Here is a 21126-nt window from a genome sequence, read left to right as displayed (position 1 = left end):
TCCAGGCTAGCCCGTGCCTGGTAACCCTTGGCTATAAGCGTTATCCCGTTGAAATAACAGCCCGCAGCCCAGATTTCTTGTTCACAAGTAGTCTAGACCCAACACCCGATTCTAGAACAAATCATACCCTCTACTTCACCACTCATGATGGCTTCACGAAACGCATCAGAAACGAGGATCCTGGTCTGATGCTCACGGCACCTGATTAGATGTGCGCCATCGGGCCACTCCGAACGTCGGATCTGCCACTGACCGTCAGCAGTCGCGTTCGGCCGCTTTCGGGCACCTTCGCCACAGGTTGTGCATAGCGTGATCGTGAGGTCCTCAAGCGTTTGGTCTGAAAAAACACTCACGCCAGGGATCTCGACTGAGTAGTGAGTTGTCGATAGTTTGCCTCGAACAGAAAGCTGCGCCTTAGCCGCAGTAAGATTGATGCCTCGTTTCGCCAAGACCTCCAATACGCGCTCATGAAACAAAACACCTGTACCGAGCGTCGCGGCTATGTCGGAAGGCTTCACATTGCAACTCCCACTGTAGGGACCATATTTCGCTCCCGGAACGATTGCCAGCGGTCTACCTAATCGCGCCTGCAGAATGGACTTGAACGAGATCCATTCAGACGGCTGGAGGCCGCCTCTTGTATCCCGCACGATTACCGTTTTCAGAATATCTCCAGTTCGTGCCGAATTGCGAGCGGGCAACTGCTTATGGCTCGATAAACATACGGCTCGTTCCTCAGGAGTTAGTAGCAGTGTTGGAAACTCACACGCCCAAAACGATTGGACTTGTTTGCAGGAGGGACAGGCGAGGAGAGGAAGCAGCCCAGTACACTCTCCATCGATATTTACCGGTCGTCTCGTCGGATCGCGAGATAAGATGTAACAGTCAGATGCCATATAAGAACGCAGAGATCAGCCCCTAATCCCCCGTCCTCTTAAGCAGCGCCGCACAGTTTCCTCAGGATGTCGGCCAAGCCCGCCTTGTTCATCCGACGTTCTGCAATGGCGATCATCGCTCGCTCATCGGCTGAGCTTCTGCATCAGTTCGGCATGGCGGTCGAACACACGCTTGCTCGACTCCTCGAATGTCTCCGACTTCATCGTGCGCACGGCTTGCACAGTCTTCACCTCTTCAAGGAAACCGATGACTTTGGCTTGCTCCTCCGGGGGAAGCGCTTTGATTTGTTCGATGATGACGCGTGCTGTCATACTTATTAGTATACCCCCTTGCCCACGTAAACGGAAGCGGGTTCTGCGGAAGATTCCTTGGCCGTGGGATGGTAGCGGACATCACCCGCTTGGATTTGCCCCGACCGCTCCTTTAGCCGCAAGAAACGAAAGATGACGAAAAAATTGCCAAACCCAGGAAGTTACTCGCTCTGCCGCCGTCCGCATCTTTCGTCTTTTTTCGTTCTTTGCGGCTAATGCGGGAGTTCCCTGTGGGCTACGGAGTGCGGGTGGCGTGGCCTTATCCTTACCTCCAGAAGCGGGGATGGACAGGTTGTCGGAGATCCTTATGTCTTCGGGTGAGTTCCTGAATCCGCGGCCGAGAACCCGCAGGGTTCAAAGAGATTAGCCGGGGCGTGGAGCGCAGCGACACCCCCGGTCTGCCGCCCCCCCTATTCACCACCACCCTGAAAGGCGTGCCACCCGTCGGCCATTGGACTGACGAACTCATTAGGTTCCTTGAGTCGGTTGACGCAGGCCTCTGAAGCCAGTGGCATCGCTGCGCGATGCTCCGTAGTTTTAACAATTCCGGGGGTGCAAGCACCCCCGGCTAAATCTCTTTGAACCCTGCGGGTTCGGGCCCGGGCGTCAAAGTGAGAAACGCCGGCGTTGCCCCGCTTCTCTACTCCCCATTTTTGGAGGTAAAGATGAGTGGCGTGGCCTCATCTTTACCTTCACGGTATACATAGATCAAAGCCCGATCCCCCACACCACGCTAGGGCGACACCACCCGATACAACCAGCCAGGCCCCGTGGAAGAGGTCGGCGCGACAGACATGTCCCGTCGGTCGGAGATACTGACAAAGCGCGTCACTTCCTCCCAGGAACCTCCGGCTTGGACGGAACGACGGTGGATGGAATAAGTCCGCTCAGGCTGGAGTTGATCGATCACGGCGTGAAAGGTGCCGTCCGAGGATGCAATGCGGGTTTCCGCAAATCGGGGCGGGATGGCAGCACCGCCCGGGACATTCGCAGTTTCGCCAAGCAGGGCGAGGATTTGAGCGTCGCTCACCTGAGCGGGGTTGGAGAAATCACGACCGACGAGGTTTCCCGGCACCCCGATGCGATGGAACCGGACATACTCGAACTCCGCTCGCAGGTCCGGATTCTGCCCGACGATCACGTGGGAATTGTGATTTCGCTCCTGTCCAAACGGGTAGACTGCCTGCACCCCGCTCCAGTGCGTATACACGGTCAGACCGGCCTGGAGTGAGTTCGGAAAGTCCGGCCGGCTATAACGGCGATGCACGCGCCACGCGCCCCCGACCGGGCGGACCAAAGTCAGCACACTGGAGCCGATCCGGGCCAACTGAATCGCAGCATCGGGAACTCCCGGTGAGATATTCAGGACGCTCACACTGTCACGGGTGGTCTTCACCTCAAATTGGTACGAGCCAGGACTATCCGCGGAACCCAGCGAGAGGAAGACGTAGTTTTCCCGGCCCGGTCCCCATCCGATGGGTCCATCCGTCAGCCCTGTTGGAATTCGCAGCATGAGCCCCGCTAGCGAGAAATCCCGGCCCGGGGCGGCGGTATTTTGACGGTTGCGGGGATGCACCAGGGTAGTGATCGCGAAGTCGCCGGACACCAACTTGAAGCTGAGTTCCCCGCGATAATCCTGATACCACGTGCTGGTTCGTGGAACCATGAGCATCCGGCCCGGCACCGCGGTGTTCACATTCTGGATTTCTAATTGGTCGGCGTTCCAACCCTCAGTCTGAAAAACTCGGTGCCAATTTGTCAGCGAATCCGCCCGGTCGAACTCGTCGCTGAGTTCGATGAGGCTATCAGCCCCAGCGGACGCGCGGAGCAGCCAGAGAACGCCGGAAGTCAGAGCCAATTTTCGAATCGCGTCCCGCCGAAGACAGAACCCGAGAACTCCAGTTCCAGACTCGCTAGACCGGTCACACGCACCCATGGTTGTCAAATTAGAACACGACCCAGGTCGGTGCAAGGGAAACCTGGGCAACAACTATCCGTCGATCGCGATATGAGGATAGAACACTTCCACACCCCCTGCATCCGTCCGCTTCTTTCGTCTCTTTTCGTTCTTTGCGGCTAATGCGGCGGGAGTGGATGCTATGGAGCGCGGGTGGCAAGCCACCGCTTTTCCTTCACGCAACGCTCCTCTACTACGGGTTCTTCCTGCACTGCAAGTCCACCTCCATGGAGCCGTTATCGGAACTGAGAGACTTGACCCTAAGACTTTACTCGGAGCAATCGCCGCACGGGGAGAGGTGCTCCGTTTGACGCCCCCTCACCTAAGGCCTTGGAAAAGGAACAACAACAGTCGGCATGACAAAATTCGTTCCGGTCTTCGCGAGGAACAATTCCTGAAAGTGAGTAAAACCGTACGGAGGCGTTTTCTTCTCCACCCCACACGAGGGGAAACGGAACACCACCACCACATTCGTCACCTCCCCCACCAATTCGGTTTCGATCCGAAGTTCTAGATTGCCGAAACGAGTAACGCTACGCAGATTGCCGTCTGCACCCACCACATTTGTAAACTCACGGTTGTATAAAGTGCCTGGATACCTCCAGTCCCTGAGGTCTGCAAGAGCAAGCGTATGCCCTAATGGTACCCGGAAAGGGATGTGATCGTTCATCCCCTCAGCATGGAAAGCATACGCCATAAAGTGGAGAAAACGCTCGGCATCCGCACGTTTCCTGGACTCGGAATAGGCCACGAACATGCCAAAACAGAGAGCGATGATCACCGCCAAAAGGGTGAGCGAGCTGAGTCTGGAGACAGAGGTTGACATGATCAGTCGTTCACCAGCGTATCAATAGCTTACCACTTCACGGCGACACCTGTGCCAATATGGATGCCACTATTCTGTTGAATACAATGAACCGTTACGCAGCAGGGGTTCCTCGCAAGAATCCCGTAGACTGCCTCAGCCAGAGCCTCACACCTAAATTTGATCCTGACAGGTCTTTCCGTGTTACGCCAACCTCGGTATTGGCGGCCACTTCGATTCCCCACCAACCGCAGTTTGCGTCCATCCGACTGGCTGGATGAGCATAAAGCGTCCTGAACCTTTACCACGCTGCCAGCACCTCGGGGGGAGCTTGCTCCACGAGACGGCTGAAATATTCGGGGATGGGACAGGAAGTCAGCCTGCCATCCGGCAGCTTGGTGACACATACCACGACCACGTTCCCCCGCGCGGCCACCAACGTTTGACCGCCTTCGGTCTTCAAAATCTTGAACCGATAGCTTACCGAGCGCGTCCGACGTTCTTCAACCACCATGCGGATCTCCACTTCCTCCTCAAAAAAAAGCGGCCGCTCATAGTCGCACTCCGCATGCACGCGAGGCCAACCGTGGCCCGACTCTTTCATCACGACGGAAAAACCCAGCGAGCGATAGAACGCCGCCTCCGCGGACTCCATGAAACGAAAGAAGTTCGAGAAGTGCATAATTCCCGCCATGTCGGTTTCGCTAAATTCCACCCGACGGCGTGTGCTGAATTCATAAGCCATGGCGGTAGTGGACCAAGACAAGGCCAATCAGGGGAAGCAATTTGTTGAGCGAGGGCGGGCGAGCCTACGTTCGACCTGGATGTAGGGCCCTCGACGGGGGCGCGTCCGGTCCATTCCACAGCCTCGGGCTCGTCAGGGCTCGAGTGGAATCTCGCCCTACCAGCTGGGGCGAGCCGGGGTTAGTCCTGACGAGGCGGGCTGAGTCGTCCATAGCGACGGATCTCCGGCCAGATCCAAGCAATGGCGATCACCACCAAGATGGTCCCTGCTCCTCCCGACACCGCAGCGAACACCGGTCCGAAATGATGAGCGACGAAGCCAGATTCAAATCCACCTAACTCGTTGGAAGTCCCAATGAACAGGCTGTTCACCGCACTCACCCGCCCACGCTTTTCGTCTGGCGTCAGCATCTGCACCAGCGTGTGCCTGATGATCACGCTGACATTGTCGGCCAGACCGCACACGAAGAGCGCCAGCCAGGCCAACCAAAGCGTCTTCGAGAACCCGAACACGATGGTCGCCGCGCCGTAGATCGCGACCGACCAGAGCAGCGCGCGCCCCGCCCGCTCCATGGGCGCTCGATGAGCCATGACAAGTGAGGAAACGAGGGACCCCAACGGCAGTGCCGCCTGAAGATACCCCAATCCCGAGGGTCCGGCTCGCAGGATGTCCTTGGCATAAATCGGCAACAAAGCCGTCGCGCCACCCAACAGCACGGCAAATAAATCCAAGGTGATCGTGCCCAGAATGATTCGACTGCCCCAGACAAACTGAAATCCCGTCACCAGGCTTTTCAAGGTCATCGGCTGCCGCGGAGTGGGAGTTTCGCGACAGTGGACCAGATTCACCAGCACCAGACACACCAGGGTTGCGCCCACGTTAAAGGTGTAGATATCCGCCGCTCGATGGCTCCAGGCGAGCCACGCTCCCGCGATGGCAGGGCCAGCCACGCTCGACAAATGAAAGCTCCCGGTGCTCCAGGCAACGGCCCGGGGAAAATCCACCGGCCCCACCAATTGCGGCAGGAAGGAGGCGCTGGCCGGCCAGAAAAAGGTTCGAGCCGTCCCGGCCACGAAAAGGAATACGTACATCCAAAAGACCGGAGCATCGAAGGCCGACACAAAGGACAGTCCCAAACTGCTGACCATATGCACCCCAGTCATCCATACCATGATGCGCTTTCGAGGATGATGGTCCGCCCAATGCCCGGCCGGCAGGGTGAACAAGAACATCGGGAGGATCTGAGCCAGCCCCACGAACCCAAGGGCCAAGGCGGATCCGGTCCGCTCGTAAAGTTCCCACCCCACGGCCACCGTCAGCATTTGGTTGCCGACCGAAGCGATAAAGCGGCCGATCAGGTACAGCAAATAGTTGCGATTGCGAAGAATCGCATAGGGCCCATCCGTTCGGTCCGCGGCACTCACGTTGGAAAAGGAGGAGGGATCGAGGGTTCAACTAAAGACGGGGCACACGGATCCTCCGGTCAACTGAACCGATGCCGAAGACGCCAGGACAGTGCACGCCGGCCTGGTGGGGGATTCCTGGGAGGAACAAAAGACTGTCTGCATCGACCCATCATCCGAGCGGCAAGACCGGTCAACAAGCCCGAAAGCGATGCGATTTCGGCTTTGCAAACTGGGGAAGCCCTAGGCCACTCTATGCCCAGTTGCTCGGATCATGGACTGTACTGAGAAACAACCCGGCTTACTCCCGTCAGAGCGCCGACTTTTACTTCCGCACCGAACGGACGCGAGATGAGCCCCACGTCTTCATGGCGGGGGTTGATCGGCACCGGGGCGGCCCTGCTCGTTGTACTCTTGGCATGTTCACCCCAGCTACGCAGCGCTCCGACACCTGCCGCTCCGTCGGTGGCCGAGGATAAAATAGTCCCGCTCACAGAAGTTCGTCAGATTCGGCTGCTGCCTCTTCATCCGTTCTCGAAACCTCAGGAGGTGCGATTGGTGGGAGTGATCACCTATCATGACCCCTCGCAAAATTTGACCTTCCTTCAGGATGCAACGGGAGGGATCCAGCTCTACCCGAGCCCACGCGATCCGGGAATCCAGCCCGGGGGCAAGCTTCAGATTGAGGGACAGCTCATCACCTCCGGTATCCGGCGAGTGGTCAACACTCGACGCGTGAGCCTGCTCGGCACCGATGTGCTGCCCCGCTCTACTTCGACGCCGCACTACCGGGCGATTTCAGGAACCATGGACTCGCAATGGACCGAAACCATCGGGGTCGTCCGGCAGGTGACCGTCGCGACCAATCAACTCAAGCTCCGGGTCGCCATCCGTGGCGGGGAGTTGATCGCGATCGTGGACCGTCCGGCGGCCTGGCAGCGCGAGATAAACGTCGACATCAAGTTAAGCCTCACCGGAGTGGCTCAGGTTTACTCGGAAGCCCCACGCACGCCCGAACGGCTGCGCCTGCTGATTGCCGATGGAAACCAGATCACCCTGGTGGCCCCGCCCGGAGACGCGCCCTTCAACCTGCCGATCCGCGCGATCACCAATTTGTTGGTCAACGCCGATACCACCATGGAGCCGTTCAACCGGCAGCATTTTCTCGGGACCGTAACCGCCATCTTCCCCGGGAAGGCGGTCTATCTCCACGACAAGCCCGGTAGCATTCGTATCGCCCACACCGGAGAAACGCCGTTTGCTGTGGGCGATGTCCTCCAAGTGGTAGCCTACCCCCAGTTTACTGACCAGACCTTGGAACTGGCCGATGCCCTTTTCCAAAACACCGGCGAACACCAACCAATCGAGCCTTCGAAGATCAGCGCCTCACAAGCTGCACGGAGATCGCGAAGCGGCGAACTCGTTCGCGTGACGGGCCGGATTGCCGGATCAGCGTACCAGGACAACGAGGCGATCGTCTGGCTGCAAGCCGATCAGTTTGTGTTTGGAGGCATCATCCCCAACCCCGGCCCACCCGAATCGCTGCCGTTTAAAAAGAAGAACATGGTGGAGCTCATCGGAATCTGTTCCAGCCTCACCCCCGAATCCAGCCAGGGCCAGTCCTTTCAAATCCTGCTGCGGGGACCAGAGGACTTTCAAGTGTTGGAGGTCGCACCCTGGTGGACACACCGGAATACCGCCGGGGTGCTCGGGTTCATGGGACTGGTCACCCTCATGACCGCCACGTGGGTAGTCACTCTACGCAGACAGCTCGGACGTCAGACGGAGCGAATTCGCCAGAGCGAAGAACATCTACGCTTCGCTATCGAAGCCGCCGACATGGGCACGTGGGAGTATCTTCCCCAGAAGCGGGAATTCTATTGGCGCGACGCTCAGCCAGCGAAGCGGTTTCCGCGCGCGAAGGGCAGCGGAACCCTCGAAACACTCTTTGCACAGATCCATCCCTTGGATCGTGAACTGGTTGAGAAAACCATCGAACAGGTCGGACTGGTTGGAAAAACGTTCCAGCTGGAGTACCGAGTCAGCACCGCGAACGGAACCCAGGAGTGGCGGTTCATGCAGGGCCACGGATTCCGCGACGCCTATGGCCGCGTTACCCGCGTCATCGGGGTCATCCAAGATGTCACCCACCGCAAGGAGGCCGAAAGTGCGCTGCGCGAGCGCGAGGAGATCTATCGCGCCATGTTTGAGAAAAACCGGGCGGTCAAGTTGCTGCTTGAGCCGGAGAGCGGCCAAATCGTCGACGCCAATCCTGCAGCGGCAGATTTCTACGGCTACTCTCTGGAGGAGCTTAAGTCGAAACGAATCCAAGACCTCACGCCGCTGTCTGAAAACCGGATGCTCGATCTGTTGCGCCAGGCTCAGAATGGCGACAACGATCTCTTTCACCTGTCCCAATGCCTTTTTAACGGCTCACGCCGCGAAGTGGAAATCTACGCGGGCTCCCTGAACGTCGGCGGTCGCTCGCTCCTCTTTTGCATCGTGCTCGATGTGAGCGAACAGGTACGGGCGACCGAAGCAATGAGGCGGCTGAACGAAGCGCTGGAAAGCCGCGTGCAAGACCGAACCGAGGAGCTTCAACAACGGGTGGCGGAGGTCGAAGATCTGAACGCGAACATGATCGTGCTTCTGGAAGACCTGAAGTCAGCCCATCTGGAAGCGGCGAATGCGGCCCGGCAAACGGAGGCGGCCAACCGCCAACTCCAAACTACCAACCAAGAGCTGGAGGCGTTTTCCTATTCCGTTTCCCATGACCTCCGCGCGCCGTTGCGACACATCGCGGGCTATGTGAGCATCCTCATGGAAGGCCACTCCCAACAGTTGGACAAGGAGGGGCGTCGCTATCTCCAAACCATTGAAAAAGCCGCCAAGAGGATGGGACAGCTCATCGACGACTTGCTGGCGTTCTCGCGCATTGGCCGGGCTCAACTTTCCGTCCGCCGGTTCGCCTTGAATGATGTGGTCCAGGAGGTCATCCGCGAACTCACCCCTGAACTGGCGGAGCGCTCGGTGGAGTGGCGAATCCAAACCCTCCCGGTGGTGGATGGTGATCCGTCGCTGATCCGGCAGGTCCTCTACAACTTGATCGACAACGCCCTCAAGTACAGCCGGCCGCGCAAAACCGCCGTCATCGAAATCGGCCTCCTTTCCAACTCCGAGACGGCTGCCGACCACACCTTGTTCGTGAAAGACAACGGGGTCGGATTCGACATGAACTACAGCGGCAAGCTCTTCGGCGTGTTCCAGCGGCTCCATACCACCTCGCAGTTTGAAGGCACCGGAATCGGTCTGGCTAACGTCAGACGAATCATCCTCCGCCATGGCGGGCGCACCTGGGCCGAGGCGCAGCCGGAGGCAGGCGCCTGCTTCTTCTTCACCCTGCCGAAAGTGGCCCGCCCTGAGTCGACGGAAGCAGACCACGAGGTTCAAACTCTCGAGGAATGAACGGGCGATCAGCCCGCTGGGTCGACCGTGGATCGGATCTCGCCTTCGTGGAGTTTGGTCACCACGGAATCCCCCGCCCTCACCGCATGCGCCGAGCGTAGCACCTCCCCCGTGGCCGCGTTCAAAGTGATCGAGTAGCCGCGCTCCAGCACCTTCAGCGGCGACAACATCCGGATCTGGTCTAGCAAGGATTCAAAGCGGAGTTTGTCCTCCGAATAGCGCGCTCGCGCCGCGAGCTGAACTCGACGCCGCAAGTCGGCTAACTGCAATTTGCGCTCCGTCAGCTGTCGGGAAGGTCGCAGCCGGCTCAGCCGTCCGGCCACCGTCTGCCAAAGCTGTTCGCGGGAGCGCAACTGTGTTCGGCCCGCGCGATGCAGCGACTCCCGCAGGTCGTCCAGGTATTGAGACTGCTCCTCCACCCACCGGCGCGGCGCCACCCGGCTCAGGCGCTGGCAGAGGACCAGGAATCGCTCCTGTTCCAGCGCTGCCCGACGGCGCATGAGACGAGCCATGCGGTCAAAAATCGCAGCCAGAAACTGGCGGCTGGAGAAAGCTCCTTCGGTGATCAATTCGGCGGCAGCCGTCGGAGTCGCCGCTCGCAGATCTGCCACCCAGTCGCTGATGGTCACATCAATCTCGTGGCCCACCGCCGATACCACGGGGAGCGCCGAAGCGTGGATGGCACGGGCCAGAATCTCCTCATTGAACGCCCATAGATCCTCCAGGCTCCCACCACCCCGGGTCACCAGGATCAAGTCCAGGTGACGCTCTCCCGAGTCATGAAGCCGGTTCAGCTGGTCGATCGCCGACGCGATCTCCGCTGCCGCCCCCTGCCCCTGAACTCGACAAGGGGCGAGCACGATCTCGAGGCTGGGCTGCCGTCGCTGGATCACGTGCAGGACATCCTTGATCGCCGCGCCGGTGGGCGACGTGGCAATGCCGATGCACCGCGGATACTTGGGCACGGGACGTTTGCGTTCCGACGCGAACAAACCCTCCGCCAGGAGTTTTTTCTTGAGCTGCTCAAACGCCAACTGAAGAGCGCCCACACCCTGCAGTTCCACCGTCATCACCCGCAGCTGATACTGCCCCCGCGGTTCGTACACCGTGAGCTCGCCACCCAGAATCAGCTTTTGTCCGTCCTGAACATGCTGTCGAGCCGCGCTCGCCTCACCGCGAAACAGCACACAGCTGACCTGGGCTCCCATGTCCTTCAATGTAAAGTAGAGATGCCCCGAGCTCTGGGCGCGCAGATTCGTGACCTCACCCGTGACCCACACTCTGCCCACCTGGGACTCCAACAGCCGCTTGACCGTCGTGGTGAGCTGAGACACCGTCCATACCTGGCGCAGGTCCGCCGCCGAGAACAATTCCCCGAACTCACCCTGCGCTGGCTTTTTTCGCAACATGGCGGCGTTCGCTCAGAGATGCTCACCCAGGGGTTCGGAAACCCGGACGATGGATCGAGCCTTTCCCGTTTCCTCATCCACGTCGACCACCGCCCCGTGCAAACGGACATCGCCTTTGGCCACCGTAAACCGCTGCGGGGTTTGATGCTGGAAACGCTTGATGATCGGCTCGATGTCCCGCCCCAGAATCGAAGCGTAGGGGCCGGTGAACCCGGCATCGCAAAGAAACGCGGTTCCACCGGGGAAGACCTGCTCGTCGGCCGTTTGCACGTGGGTGTGCGTCCCGATGACCGCGCTCACTTTGCCGTCCAACATCCGGCCCATGGCGATCTTCTCCGAAGTGGCCTCGGCATGAAAATCGACCAGGATGATTTTGGTGTGCTGTTTGAGCCGGCTGACCTCGGCCTCGGCAATGCGAAACGGGTTCTCAAGCGCGGCCATGAAGGTCCTTCCCTGCAAGTTGATCACCCCGACTGGCGGCAGGCCATCGACTTCAAAAACACCGCTTCCAAAACCGAGCACGCCCGGTGGATAGTTGGCGGGGCGCAGGAAGCGCGCTTCAGTCTCCAGCAACTCGGTGACTTCCTTTTGATCCCAAAGATGGTCGCCGGTGGTGATGACGTGGACACCCGAGGCGTAAAGCTCCTCCGCGATCCGCGGAGTAATGCCAGACCCTCCCGCAGAGTTTTCGCCATTGGCGACGACGAACTGAACGCCCATGGAGGCACGCAAACGCGGCACAATGTGGAGCACGGCTTTGCGTCCAGGCTCCCCGACGATGTCACCGATGAATAGCAGCTTCAATCGGCGTCAGAGTACGCCAGGGTGGACCGGGAGACCAAGCAGCAAATCAACCTGACAGGTTGCTAGACCAAGTGGCGATATCGCTTGTCCGCGGCCAGCTTCTGAACCAGCTCGCGGATCTTCTGCGCCTGGCTCTTGTGGGCCACGAGCGTCGCATCATCCGTCAGCACCACAATGGAGTCACGAAGGCCCACGACCGCGATGGGGGATCGGTTCTTGGTCCGGGCATCAAAAACAACGTTGCGCTCCGCGCCGACCTGGACCAGGTCGCCCACCGAGCAGTTTCCCTCGGCGTCGGCGGGCAAATGTCGGGCCAGAGCCGGCCAGGCGCCCAAATCGTCCCAGGAGAAGGAGCCATCCGCGCAGACCACGTTTTGGGCGTGCTCCATCAGGGCGTAATCGATGGAGATCTTGCGGATCTCCGGATACTCCTTGGCCAAAACCTTCTTCAATCGGCCGGGCTTTTGAGCGGCGGCAAACCAGCGCTGACAAGCGGCCGCCATCTCCGGCTGATGCTTCTCCAGGCCCTGAGTGACGGTCACGAAGGACCAGATGAACATGCCGGCGTTCCAGCGATACTGGCCGCTCTGCACGTACTCGACCGCGCGTTCGTATGGGGGCTTCTCCACAAACTGCTCCGCCTTGAAGAAAGCAGTCTTCATGGGTTTCATGCCCTGGGGAGTAGGGAGCTCCACCCCGGTGCGAATGTAACCATAGCCGGTGGCCGGCTCGGTTGGTTTGATTCCCAAAGTCACGATCACCTGCCCGCGCGCGGCCAGCTCAAAAGAATCCGAGAGAACTCGCTGAAACTTTTTCTCGTCAGGAATGACATGATCCGCCGGTAGAACGGCCATGACCCCCGTTGTGGAACGGGCCCCGACCAGAGCCGCTCCCAGGGTGACCGCCGCACAGGTGTCGCGTCCGCACGGCTCCGCCACCACATTCTCCGGGGGCAACTTGGGCAGCTGCCGGCGCACTGCCGGGGCCTGGACCTCGTTGGTAATGATAAAAATGTTGCGGAGGGGGACGAGGGGAAGCACCCGATCGACCGCCTGCTGGAGAAACGACCGTTTGCCGACTAACGCCAGCAATTGCTTGGGAGTCTGCTGCCGGCTCAGGGGCCAAAAACGCTCCCCTTTGCCACCGGCCATGATGACCACGTACCGGTCAGAGTTGGGCTTAGCTCGCTTCACGGAACGGGTGCTTTTCATGCGGTGGGGCTCTTGATGGCTTGAGCCAGCGATTGAACGAACTTTCCTAGCTTGGGAACCAGATCCGGACTCTGGCCATTTTCGGCTACCTGGTTCACGACGGCGCTGCCCACGACGATCGCTTCGGAATGTGCGGCGACCTGCCGCGCCTGCTCCGGATTGGAGATGCCAAAGCCGATGGCGATGGGCAGCTCCGTGTGACGACGAATCATCGCGATCATCGGCGCGATGGTGTTGGACACCTGTGCCTGCATGCCCGTGACGCCCTCGCGGGAGATGTAGTAAAGGAAACCCGAGCCATTGCGCACAATGGACTCCACGCGGTCCTCCGGCGTCGTCGGTGCCAGCAGAAAGATCGGAGCCAGCCCCGCCTGCGTCATGAGCTGCGCGTAATTGCCGGACTCCTCAGGCGGGAGATCCAGGACCAGCAGGCCATCCACTCCAGCCGCCCGCGAATCCTGGATGAATTTCTCCAGGCCGTATCGGTGCAACAAATTGTAATACACGAAGAACACGATCGGGATCTCGGAGTCCTTTCGGATGGCGGCGACAGTTGCCAACACCTTCGCAGGCGTGGTTCCCGAGTCCAGACCGCGCTGAGCGGCCAACTGGTTCACCACACCATCGGCCAACGGATCGCTGAAGGGAATCCCCAGCTCCAGCACGTCCACGCCGGCGCCATCAAACGCGAGCGCCAACTGCCGGGTCGCCTCGAGATGCGGATCGCCAGCCCCGATATAGACCACCAGCCCCTTCTGGCCCTTCTGCTTCAGGTCGGCGAAACGTTTCGTAATTCGATTCATGTTTGTCAGAGTGTCCGAAGCTCGCGTGAGAGATTCAAGAGGAATGCGTGCGAAGTTTACGCGGCCGACGCCGCGTGCCGACGCCTCCGGATCGTCCCGTCGAGGGCTCCTCCCGAAGCAGCCAAGCAAGCCGCAGCCCCTCCAAAGTCAGCAAGGAATTGACCGAGGTGATCTCGGGAACCCCGCGCGCCATCAGGGCCGCGTAGCCACCCGTCGCCACCACCGGCAGGGATTGAACGCCCAGGTCGCGCTTCAGCTCCGCGATCAGCTCCTTCACCAGTCCGCGATACCCGTGAACAGCGCCGATCAACATCGCCTGCTCGGTGTTCTTGCCCACCGAGGCTTTGACATCGCGGATCCGAATCTTCGGAAGCAAGGCCGTCTTCTCGTGCAGATAATCGGTCATTGCCGCCAGCCCGGGCGCAATGACCCCGCCGATGTAATCCCCCGCCCGACTGACCACATCGAACGTCACCGCCGTTCCGAAATCCACCACCAGCGACGGCGTTCCGTAGAGCAGTCGCACGGCCAGGGCGTTGGACAGGCGGTCTGGGCCGATGGTTTCAGGTTTGGGATAACGAATACCCACACCCCGGAGCGTGGTTGAGCTCAGAACGTGTGCGGGAATATTCCAGTTCCTTCGCGTGGCGGCGACGACCTTCGGGGTGCACCGCGGCACAACGCTGCACACACTCGCCCCCTCCAGCTTCGTCAGGCCGACGAAACGCTTGACCAGGGCCTCCGCGCTGCCGCTGTCCCACTCTCGGGTGGGGATATCCGTGTGCCGGCACACGCGGCCGGCGTCCGCCAGCCCCACATGCGTGTGCGTGTTGCCAATGTCAAACAGTAGTATCATTTCAAAACGGTAACATCCCCGCCGATGATGCGCTCCAGGTTGCCGTAACTGCTGCGCAACAGTAGAGCTCCCTCGCCATCCAGGGACTCCGCGCGACCTTGAATCACCCGATCGCCCACCTGGATACGAACCGCCTTCCCCAGCGTGTTGCAATGCCGCTCCCACTCGTCGGCCACCGCCTCGAACTGTCCACGGCAAATACGCCCGTAATCGCGATCTAATTCATCCAAAACCTTCACCGCCAAGGAGGCTCGATCATAGAGGAGGCCGGACTCCCGACGAAGCGAGGTGGCCAGAGTGTCCAAAGATTTTGGAAAGTCCGTGTCCGCCTGGTTCACGTTGAGTCCTACACCCAGAACGAGGTAACGCACGGAATCCATCTCCGCGCTCAGCTCCGTAAGAATGCCAGCCACCTTACGCCCCCGGATCTGCACATCGTTAGGCCACTTGATGGTGAGCTCCAAGCCGGTGAATGACTGCAGGGCTCGGACGAGGGATACCGCCGCAGCAATGGTGATGCGCGTAGCGGCTTGCGGCTCCATTCTAGGCCGGAGCAGCACCGAAAACCAAAGCCCCCGCCCCGATGCCGATTCCCATCTGCGGCTCAGCCGTCCACGCCCCTTGGTCTGCGACTCGGCAAAGACCACCACACCCTCAGGCACGCCATCGCGAGCCAACTTCTCGACGACATCATTCGTGGAGGTGGTTTCCTTAAAGACCCGGACGTCGCGCCCCACCACTCGAGGTTGGCGCAGCCGGGTCATCAAGTCATCCCGATGAAGCACGTCCGGAGCTTTCAGGAGCCGATAGCCCCGATGCGGACTCGCCTCGATCTCGTAGCCCAGTTTTCTCAACTCCTCGACCCGCGCCCAAATGGCAGCACGGCTGATGCCCAATTGCGCCGACAGGGCCGCACCGGAAATCCCTTGGCTGTGGGTCTCCCGGAGCGCGAGCAAGATGGCTGAGTCGGTCGTCACGCGATGCAGGTTACGCGGGAAAGCCAAAAGAGGCTAAGAGAAAAGCAAGGGTCGATGCGGCGCCTTGACACCCCTGCCGCTACTCATATTGATAGAACTATGCAAAAGGACAAACTGACCATCAAGGCGCGCGAAGCCATGGAGGCCGCGCAGCAGCTTGCCCAACAGCGCTCCCATCAGGAACTCGACGTCGAGCACCTGCTCGCGGCTCTGGTGGAGCAGCCGGAAGGGCTGGTTCAGCCCCTGCTCAGCAAGCTGGGAGTGCCCCTGCCCGCCTTCACGCAGACCGTAAAGTCCGAGTTGGATCGACGGCCGAAAGTGGCCGGTTCCACCTCCCTTGACCTTTTTGCCAGCCAGTCCCTAAAACGCACCCTCGACGCTGCGCCGAAGGAGGCTGAGAAGCTGAAGGATGACTACATCAGCACCGAGCACCTATTCCTGGCCCTCATTGGCGAAGCCACCGGATCTCTCAAAAAGCTGCTCAGCCAATACGGCATCACGCGGGACAACGTGCTCAAGACTTTGGTTGATCTGCGCGGCAACCAGCGGGTCACCGACGAAACACCGGAGGACAAGTTTCAGGCTCTGGAAAAATACGGGCGCGATCTCACGGCATTGGCCCGGTCTGGCAAGATTGACCCGGTGATCGGACGCGACGATGAGATTCGTCGGGTCATGCAGGTGCTGACACGCCGAACCAAAAACAATCCGGTGCTGATCGGAGAGCCGGGCGTGGGCAAGACAGCCATCGCGGAGGGATTGGCGCGCCGAATCGTGAGTGGCGACATCCCGGAGTCGCTCAAAAACAAAAAGCTCATCGCCATGGACCTGGGGGCGATGATTGCCGGGGCGAAATACCGAGGTGAGTTCGAGGAACGCTTGAAAGCCTTTCTCAAGGAAATCACCGCCAGCGAGGGGCGCATCATTCTCTTTATCGATGAGCTGCATACACTGGTCGGCGCGGGCAAGGCGGAAGGCACCGCGGATGCCGCCAACCTGCTGAAACCTCAGCTCGCCCGCGGCGAGTTGCGCTGCATCGGGGCGACAACGCTCGACGAATACCGCAAGCACATTGAGAAGGATCCTGCGCTCGAACGGCGCTTCCAGCCCGTCACGGTGGCGGAGCCCAGCGTGGAGGATACCATCGCGATTCTGCGGGGCCTCAAGGAGCGCTACGAGGTCCATCATGGAATTCGCATCCAGGATGCGGCGATTGTCGCCGCCGCCACGCTGTCCCAGCGGTATATCACCGACCGGTTCCTGCCCGACAAAGCCGTCGACCTGATGGACGAGGCCGCCTCGCGGCTGCGCATGGAGTTGGACTCAAAGCCTACCGAAATCGATCAGCTGGAGCGCCAGATCATGCAGCGGGAAATCGAGCAAACCGCCCTCAAGAAGGAAAAGGATGCCGCCTCGCAGGAACGCTTGAAGCGCTTGCAGGAAGAACTCGCGAATCTGAGGGAAAGCGCTTCCAAGCTCAAAGCGCAATGGGAGAACGAAAAAGCCGCCATCGATGCGGTGAGCATCCTCAACGGACAGCTCGAACAGGCCAAGCAGGAACTGGAAAAAGCCGAACGCTCCGGGGACCTCAACCTGGCCAGCCAGATTCGTTACGGGCGGCTGCCCGAGCTGCAGGAAAAACTCCAGAAAACCGAGGTGGCCCTCAAGAAAGAGGAAACCGGACCTCGACTCCTGAAGCAGGAGGTAACCGATGAGGATATCGCCGAGGTCGTCGCCGCCTGGACCCACATCCCCGTCACCAAACTACTCGAAGGCGAGCGGGCGAAACTCGTTCGCATGGAGGAGCGGCTGCAACAGCGGGTGATTGGCCAAAGCGAGGCGATCAAGGCGGTCTCCAACGCCGTGCGACGAGCCCGCAGTGGCCTTCAGGATCCCAACCGGCCCGTCGGCTCGTTCATCTTCCTAGGGCCGACCGGCGTGGGCAAGACCGAGTTGGCCAAGGCCTTGGCCGAATTCCTCTTTGACGATGACACGGCGCTGGTCCGCATCGACATGAGCGAATACATGGAGAAGCACAGCGTCGCCCGGCTCATCGGCGCGCCCCCCGGATATGTGGGTTACGAGGAGGGCGGACAACTGAGCGAGACTGTCCGGCGCCGTCCGTACACGGTGATCCTCTTTGATGAGATCGAGAAAGCACACGGCGACGTGTTCAACGTGTTGCTTCAAGTCCTGGATGACGGACGTCTGACCGATGGGCAGGGGCGAACTGTCGATTTCAAAAACACGGTGGTCATCATGACCAGCAACATCGGCTCACCGATCATCCAAGATTACTATCGCGATGGCACCCCGACAGCACGCGAAGTCGGCGAAATGGAAAAGCGCGTGCAAAGCGAGCTGCGAGGGCATTTCCGCCCGGAGTTTTTGAATCGGGTGGACGACATCATCATCTTCCACAGCCTGGACGCCAAGCAGATTACCTCCATCGTGGACATCCAGCTGGAACGGGTGGCGAAGCGCCTAGCGGCCCAGAATCTGGGCATCGAACCGGATGCGGCGGCCCGCGTGTTCCTCAGCAAGAAAGGATATGATCCTCAATTCGGGGCCAGGCCGCTTAAGCGCGCCATCCAAGAGCATCTGCTCGACCCGCTGTCGCTGCAACTGCTCGAGGGCAAGTTCAAGCCGGGGGACCGGATCTCGGTCACGGCCGCCGATGACGAGCTCATCTTCACCTCCTCGCCTCAGGAGAAACGAGCTATCTAAGGACCTTCTCGCCGGCGCTTTCGGCGGGAAGGTCACTTGGGAGAACTCTCAGTTTGATGTTCTTGTACCAGCAGGGACTCCCATGATCCTGCAGTCCTATGTATCCTTTGCGTGGATGATCCTTATAAGCCACATCGAACTTGTGCTCGGAGCCATCGGGACGCCGATGCGGCGCTGCAAAACGATCTAGATCAACCTCGTTCACCCGCTGCCCATTGATCACCACGGTCACGCGATTACCCTGACAGGTAATCTCCAAACGATTCCATTGCCCCACCGGACGCATCGCGTTGCGGCTCGGTTTCGAGAGGTCGTACAAGGCCCCGGTATCGTGATACCCAGCCGTGCTGGTATCGTCGATGGCGACCTCCAAGCCGTTAACTCCCACATCCTTCCTGGGACGCGGCGTCAGGCTGTGCGTGCGCAGAAAGATGCCGCTATTGCACCGGGAACTAATCTTGAAATCCAACGAGAGGGTAAAGTCGGCCCATTGCTGGGTGTGGACTAGCATGTAATGGCCGGCCCGATGCGGATTCAAGCTGCCCTCCACCACCGGGGTGCGCGGCGTCGACCCATCACTATTCATCCACCCCGCGTGGCTCCTTCCATCGAACAGCAAGATCCATCCTTGCTCTCGCTCCGACTCACTCAGGGTATTGTCCACCGAAGCGGCCATCCCGGAAACCAGGCTGACGAGGCCGACGAGCGCAGCAGCGATGATCCATTGAAACCGTTCCAAAGAGAGGCTTTTCATGGGAATCAGCTCGCGATGACGGTTTCCGTTTTGGCGTCCCACAGCATCGTCCTTTTTTGTCGGTAACTCTCCACTGCCATCTTGATCGTCACCATGGTGGCGCATCCCAATTCCACGTTGCAGTGAACCTTCGCGTTTCCTCGCATCGCGTCGATCCAATTATTTTCCAGGTCGCGACGAGGGTCCAGCGTGAGGCGCGCTTCCTCCAACCCGCCATTCTTGGCTTTGAACTCCTCCTTGAAGTCTCCGTTCCAGCGTAAATTCGGTTCTCCGCCCAACTCAAGAGTCCCATGTTTGCCGTAGACGCGATCCGGAATGCCCGCGTCGTTGGTCAAGGTACTGACCAGGAACAGGGACCACTCGCTGGGGAAGTCCGCGGTCAGCATAAAGACATCGGGGATATCCCGCCCATCCTTCTCGATATACAGGCCGCCGTTGGCGTTGACTCGCGACGGAAACTCGCCGTCGGCTCCCGCGACCGCGATCAGCAGGGGAGCTAGTTTGTGATAAAGCAGATCCGTCGCGACCCCGCCGTTGTAGGGCCAGTATTTTCTGAAGCGGAAGAAATGCTCCGGGTTCCACTCAATCTTCGGTGCCAGGCCCCAGGCATGACCTAGCCACATGTCCCAGTCGATATGATCCTCACCGGGACGTCCCGGCCCGGCAGTCGGATCGATCTTTTGGTGCTCATTGAACAGACAGGTCCGCGCGTTGCGATTGTAGCTCCCGTGCGCCCAGGTCACCTTCCCAATACGCCCTTGCTGGATGGCGTCGTGCGCCTTCCAGTATCCGTCGTTGGCCGTGGCATTCGGACCGACCTGAAAAACCTTCTTCGAGCGTCGGACCGCCCGTCGGACCGCCAGGGCCTGCTCGACGGTATGGGTCATCGGCTTTTCGCAGTAGACGTGCTTTCCCGCCTCCAAGGCATCGATGGAGATCTTGGCATGCCAATGATCCGGGGTGGCAATGAGCACCGCATCGATATCGGGGCGTTCCAACAGCCGACGATAGTCCGCATACGCCTCGCCCTGGCAGGACTGCCGCGCCCGCTGCAGACGGCGCTGATACACATCGCTCACCGCCACAACCTGAATGTTTTCCTGCTGCGACTTCTTGAGCAGGCTACCGAGATGTCCCCCTCCCATGCCCCCCGCCCCGATGATTCCGATGCGAATTCGATCATTGGCTCCCGCAGCTCTGGCAACACTGGCTGCGTTCCAAGCGAGAGCCCCAGCGGCCAGGCTGGCCTCGCGGACAAAGGTCCGACGGGAAAGGACGGGTGGATTCATGCGCCGGTTCTAAGCTCGGCGTCCCGCCGTGGCAACCGCAATCGACTCGGCCCGTAATTGCCGATTGCCTCAGCCAACAAAACCCGGTTTGATTTCAGCCATGGCTCGCTTTTCTCGTTTGGAAGTTCTGAACCGCATCATTGGCGAAGGGATCGTTCCCGTTTTCTATCATGCCGATCCCGTCACAACCGCCCAGGTGGTGGGGGCGTGTGCTCAATCGGGGATCAGTTCCTTCGAGTTCACCAATCGAGGCGATCAGGCCATTGAAACCTTCAAGACTTTGGTGCAGACCTGCCGCAAGCAGAACCCGGATGTCATTCTGGGAGTCGGCTCGATCGTGGAGGAAGCCACAGCCGCCCTCTTCATCGCCCAAGGGGCCAACTTCATCGTGGGACCCTCTTTCAACCCTGCTGTGGCTCTCCTCTGCAACCGTCGCAAGATCCCCTACTTGCCGGGCTGCGCCACCGCCACTGAGATTAGCGAGGCCGAATCCCTGGGCGTCGAGATCGTGAAGCTCTTCCCTTGTGAAGCCGCCGGCGGTCCGGGTTTTGTCAAAGCCCTGCTCGGGCCCTGTCCGTGGACGCGGATCATGCCGACCGGTATGGAAGTGGTGAATCCCCAAAGCCTGGGCGCGTGGTTCAAAGCAGGAGTTGCGGCGGTGGGACTGGGACGGGCGCTCATCGCCAAGGAAGCCCTCGATGCCGGCGACTACA

17 protein-coding genes are annotated in these 21126 nt (G+C 59.9%); 3 read left to right on the top strand and 14 right to left on the bottom strand.

Features of this window, described 5'->3' with window-relative positions:
- Positions 1-92: 92 nt before the first annotated feature.
- The 6 genes from JNN07_29330 to JNN07_29305 all read right to left on the bottom strand — a co-directional run bounded on the left by JNN07_29330 (position 93) and on the right by JNN07_29305 (position 6139).
- Positions 93-701, bottom strand: coding sequence for a hypothetical protein (locus tag JNN07_29330; GenBank protein ID MBL9171869.1), 609 nt, complete (start codon positions 699-701; stop codon positions 93-95).
- 318 nt (positions 702-1019) lie between these two features.
- Entirely contained in the window at positions 1020-1208 is a 189-nt protein-coding gene (locus JNN07_29325; protein MBL9171868.1) for a hypothetical protein, read from the bottom strand.
- Positions 1209-1941: 733 nt separating this feature from the next.
- The gene (locus tag JNN07_29320; GenBank protein ID MBL9171867.1) at positions 1942-3144 is read right to left on the bottom strand and encodes a hypothetical protein; all 1203 of its coding nucleotides are present in this window, start codon (positions 3142-3144) and stop codon (positions 1942-1944) included.
- 343 nt (positions 3145-3487) lie between these two features.
- Complete coding sequence (locus JNN07_29315) at positions 3488-3991, bottom strand: hypothetical protein (protein MBL9171866.1); 504 nt, start codon at positions 3989-3991, stop codon at positions 3488-3490.
- Between the two features lie 280 nt (positions 3992-4271).
- Complete coding sequence (locus JNN07_29310; GenBank protein MBL9171865.1) at positions 4272-4715, bottom strand: acyl-CoA thioesterase; 444 nt, start codon at positions 4713-4715, stop codon at positions 4272-4274.
- 179 nt (positions 4716-4894) lie between these two features.
- Positions 4895-6139 carry an MFS transporter gene (locus JNN07_29305; GenBank protein MBL9171864.1) on the bottom strand — a complete coding sequence of 415 codons (1245 nt, stop codon included), beginning with the start codon at positions 6137-6139 and terminating at the stop codon, positions 4895-4897.
- Positions 6140-6469: 330 nt separating this feature from the next.
- Between JNN07_29305 and JNN07_29300 the strand changes: the two genes are divergently transcribed.
- Complete coding sequence (locus JNN07_29300) at positions 6470-9583, top strand: PAS domain S-box protein (protein ID MBL9171863.1); 3114 nt, start codon at positions 6470-6472, stop codon at positions 9581-9583.
- An 8-nt stretch (positions 9584-9591) separates the two neighbouring features.
- Here the strand turns inward: JNN07_29300 and JNN07_29295 are convergent, their stop codons facing one another.
- The 6 genes from JNN07_29295 to JNN07_29270 form a co-directional block, all read right to left on the bottom strand.
- Positions 9592-10992: an exodeoxyribonuclease VII large subunit gene (locus tag JNN07_29295; protein ID MBL9171862.1), complete on the bottom strand. Its 1401-nt coding sequence runs from the start codon at positions 10990-10992 to the stop codon at positions 9592-9594.
- Positions 10993-11004: 12 nt separating this feature from the next.
- Positions 11005-11796, bottom strand: coding sequence for a TIGR00282 family metallophosphoesterase (locus JNN07_29290; protein MBL9171861.1), 792 nt, complete (start codon positions 11794-11796; stop codon positions 11005-11007).
- 62 nt (positions 11797-11858) lie between these two features.
- On the bottom strand, positions 11859-13007 hold the full coding sequence (locus JNN07_29285; GenBank protein ID MBL9171860.1) for a mannose-1-phosphate guanylyltransferase: 1149 nt from the start codon (positions 13005-13007) through the stop codon (positions 11859-11861).
- On the bottom strand, positions 13004-13810 hold the full coding sequence (locus JNN07_29280; GenBank protein MBL9171859.1) for a tryptophan synthase subunit alpha: 807 nt from the start codon (positions 13808-13810) through the stop codon (positions 13004-13006). The genes JNN07_29285 and JNN07_29280 overlap by 4 nt, the downstream gene beginning before the upstream one ends.
- Before the next feature lie 34 nt (positions 13811-13844).
- Positions 13845-14666 carry a type III pantothenate kinase gene (locus JNN07_29275; GenBank protein MBL9171858.1) on the bottom strand — a complete coding sequence of 274 codons (822 nt, stop codon included), beginning with the start codon at positions 14664-14666 and terminating at the stop codon, positions 13845-13847.
- Positions 14663-15643, bottom strand: a complete 981-nt coding sequence (locus JNN07_29270; protein MBL9171857.1) for a biotin--[acetyl-CoA-carboxylase] ligase — start codon at positions 15641-15643, stop codon at positions 14663-14665. Before JNN07_29270 ends, JNN07_29275 begins: the two co-directional genes overlap by 4 nt.
- 99 nt (positions 15644-15742) lie before the next feature.
- Between JNN07_29270 and clpB the strand changes: the two genes are divergently transcribed.
- Complete coding sequence (clpB, locus tag JNN07_29265) at positions 15743-18370, top strand: ATP-dependent chaperone ClpB (protein ID MBL9171856.1); 2628 nt, start codon at positions 15743-15745, stop codon at positions 18368-18370.
- Here the strand turns inward: clpB and JNN07_29260 are convergent.
- On the bottom strand, positions 18363-19124 hold the full coding sequence (locus JNN07_29260; GenBank protein MBL9171855.1) for a DUF1080 domain-containing protein: 762 nt from the start codon (positions 19122-19124) through the stop codon (positions 18363-18365). The genes clpB and JNN07_29260 overlap by 8 nt on opposite strands.
- Positions 19125-19129: 5 nt before the next feature.
- Positions 19130-20413, bottom strand: a complete 1284-nt coding sequence (locus JNN07_29255) for a Gfo/Idh/MocA family oxidoreductase (GenBank protein ID MBL9171854.1) — start codon at positions 20411-20413, stop codon at positions 19130-19132.
- Positions 20414-20513: 100 nt separating this feature from the next.
- Between JNN07_29255 and JNN07_29250 the strand changes: the two genes are divergently transcribed.
- On the top strand, positions 20514-21126 hold a 613-nt coding region (locus JNN07_29250), incomplete at its 3' end, for a bifunctional 4-hydroxy-2-oxoglutarate aldolase/2-dehydro-3-deoxy-phosphogluconate aldolase (protein MBL9171853.1).

Source organism: Verrucomicrobiales bacterium (assembly GCA_016793885.1).
Classification (GTDB): domain Bacteria; phylum Verrucomicrobiota; class Verrucomicrobiia; order Limisphaerales; family UBA11320; genus UBA11320.
The sequence above is the reverse complement of the archived record's forward strand: the minus strand, read 5'-3'. Positions and strand labels throughout refer to the sequence as shown.

Coding starts and splice junctions, on each gene's coding strand:
- JNN07_29325 (MBL9171868.1), bottom strand. CDS start 1,208: ATGACAGCACGCGTCATCATCGAACAAATCAAAGCGCTTCCCCCGGAG.
- JNN07_29320 (MBL9171867.1), bottom strand. CDS start 3,144: ATGGGTGCGTGTGACCGGTCTAGCGAGTCTGGAACTGGAGTTCTCGGG.
- JNN07_29315 (MBL9171866.1), bottom strand. CDS start 3,991: ATGTCAACCTCTGTCTCCAGACTCAGCTCGCTCACCCTTTTGGCGGTG.
- JNN07_29310 (MBL9171865.1), bottom strand. CDS start 4,715: ATGGCTTATGAATTCAGCACACGCCGTCGGGTGGAATTTAGCGAAACC.
- JNN07_29300 (MBL9171863.1), top strand. CDS start 6,470: ATGAGCCCCACGTCTTCATGGCGGGGGTTGATCGGCACCGGGGCGGCC.
- JNN07_29295 (MBL9171862.1), bottom strand. CDS start 10,992: ATGTTGCGAAAAAAGCCAGCGCAGGGTGAGTTCGGGGAATTGTTCTCG.
- JNN07_29285 (MBL9171860.1), bottom strand. CDS start 13,007: ATGAAAAGCACCCGTTCCGTGAAGCGAGCTAAGCCCAACTCTGACCGG.
- JNN07_29280 (MBL9171859.1), bottom strand. CDS start 13,810: ATGAATCGAATTACGAAACGTTTCGCCGACCTGAAGCAGAAGGGCCAG.
- JNN07_29275 (MBL9171858.1), bottom strand. CDS start 14,666: ATGATACTACTGTTTGACATTGGCAACACGCACACGCATGTGGGGCTG.
- clpB (MBL9171856.1), top strand. CDS start 15,743: ATGCAAAAGGACAAACTGACCATCAAGGCGCGCGAAGCCATGGAGGCC.
- JNN07_29260 (MBL9171855.1), bottom strand. CDS start 19,124: ATGAAAAGCCTCTCTTTGGAACGGTTTCAATGGATCATCGCTGCTGCG.
- JNN07_29255 (MBL9171854.1), bottom strand. CDS start 20,413: ATGAATCCACCCGTCCTTTCCCGTCGGACCTTTGTCCGCGAGGCCAGC.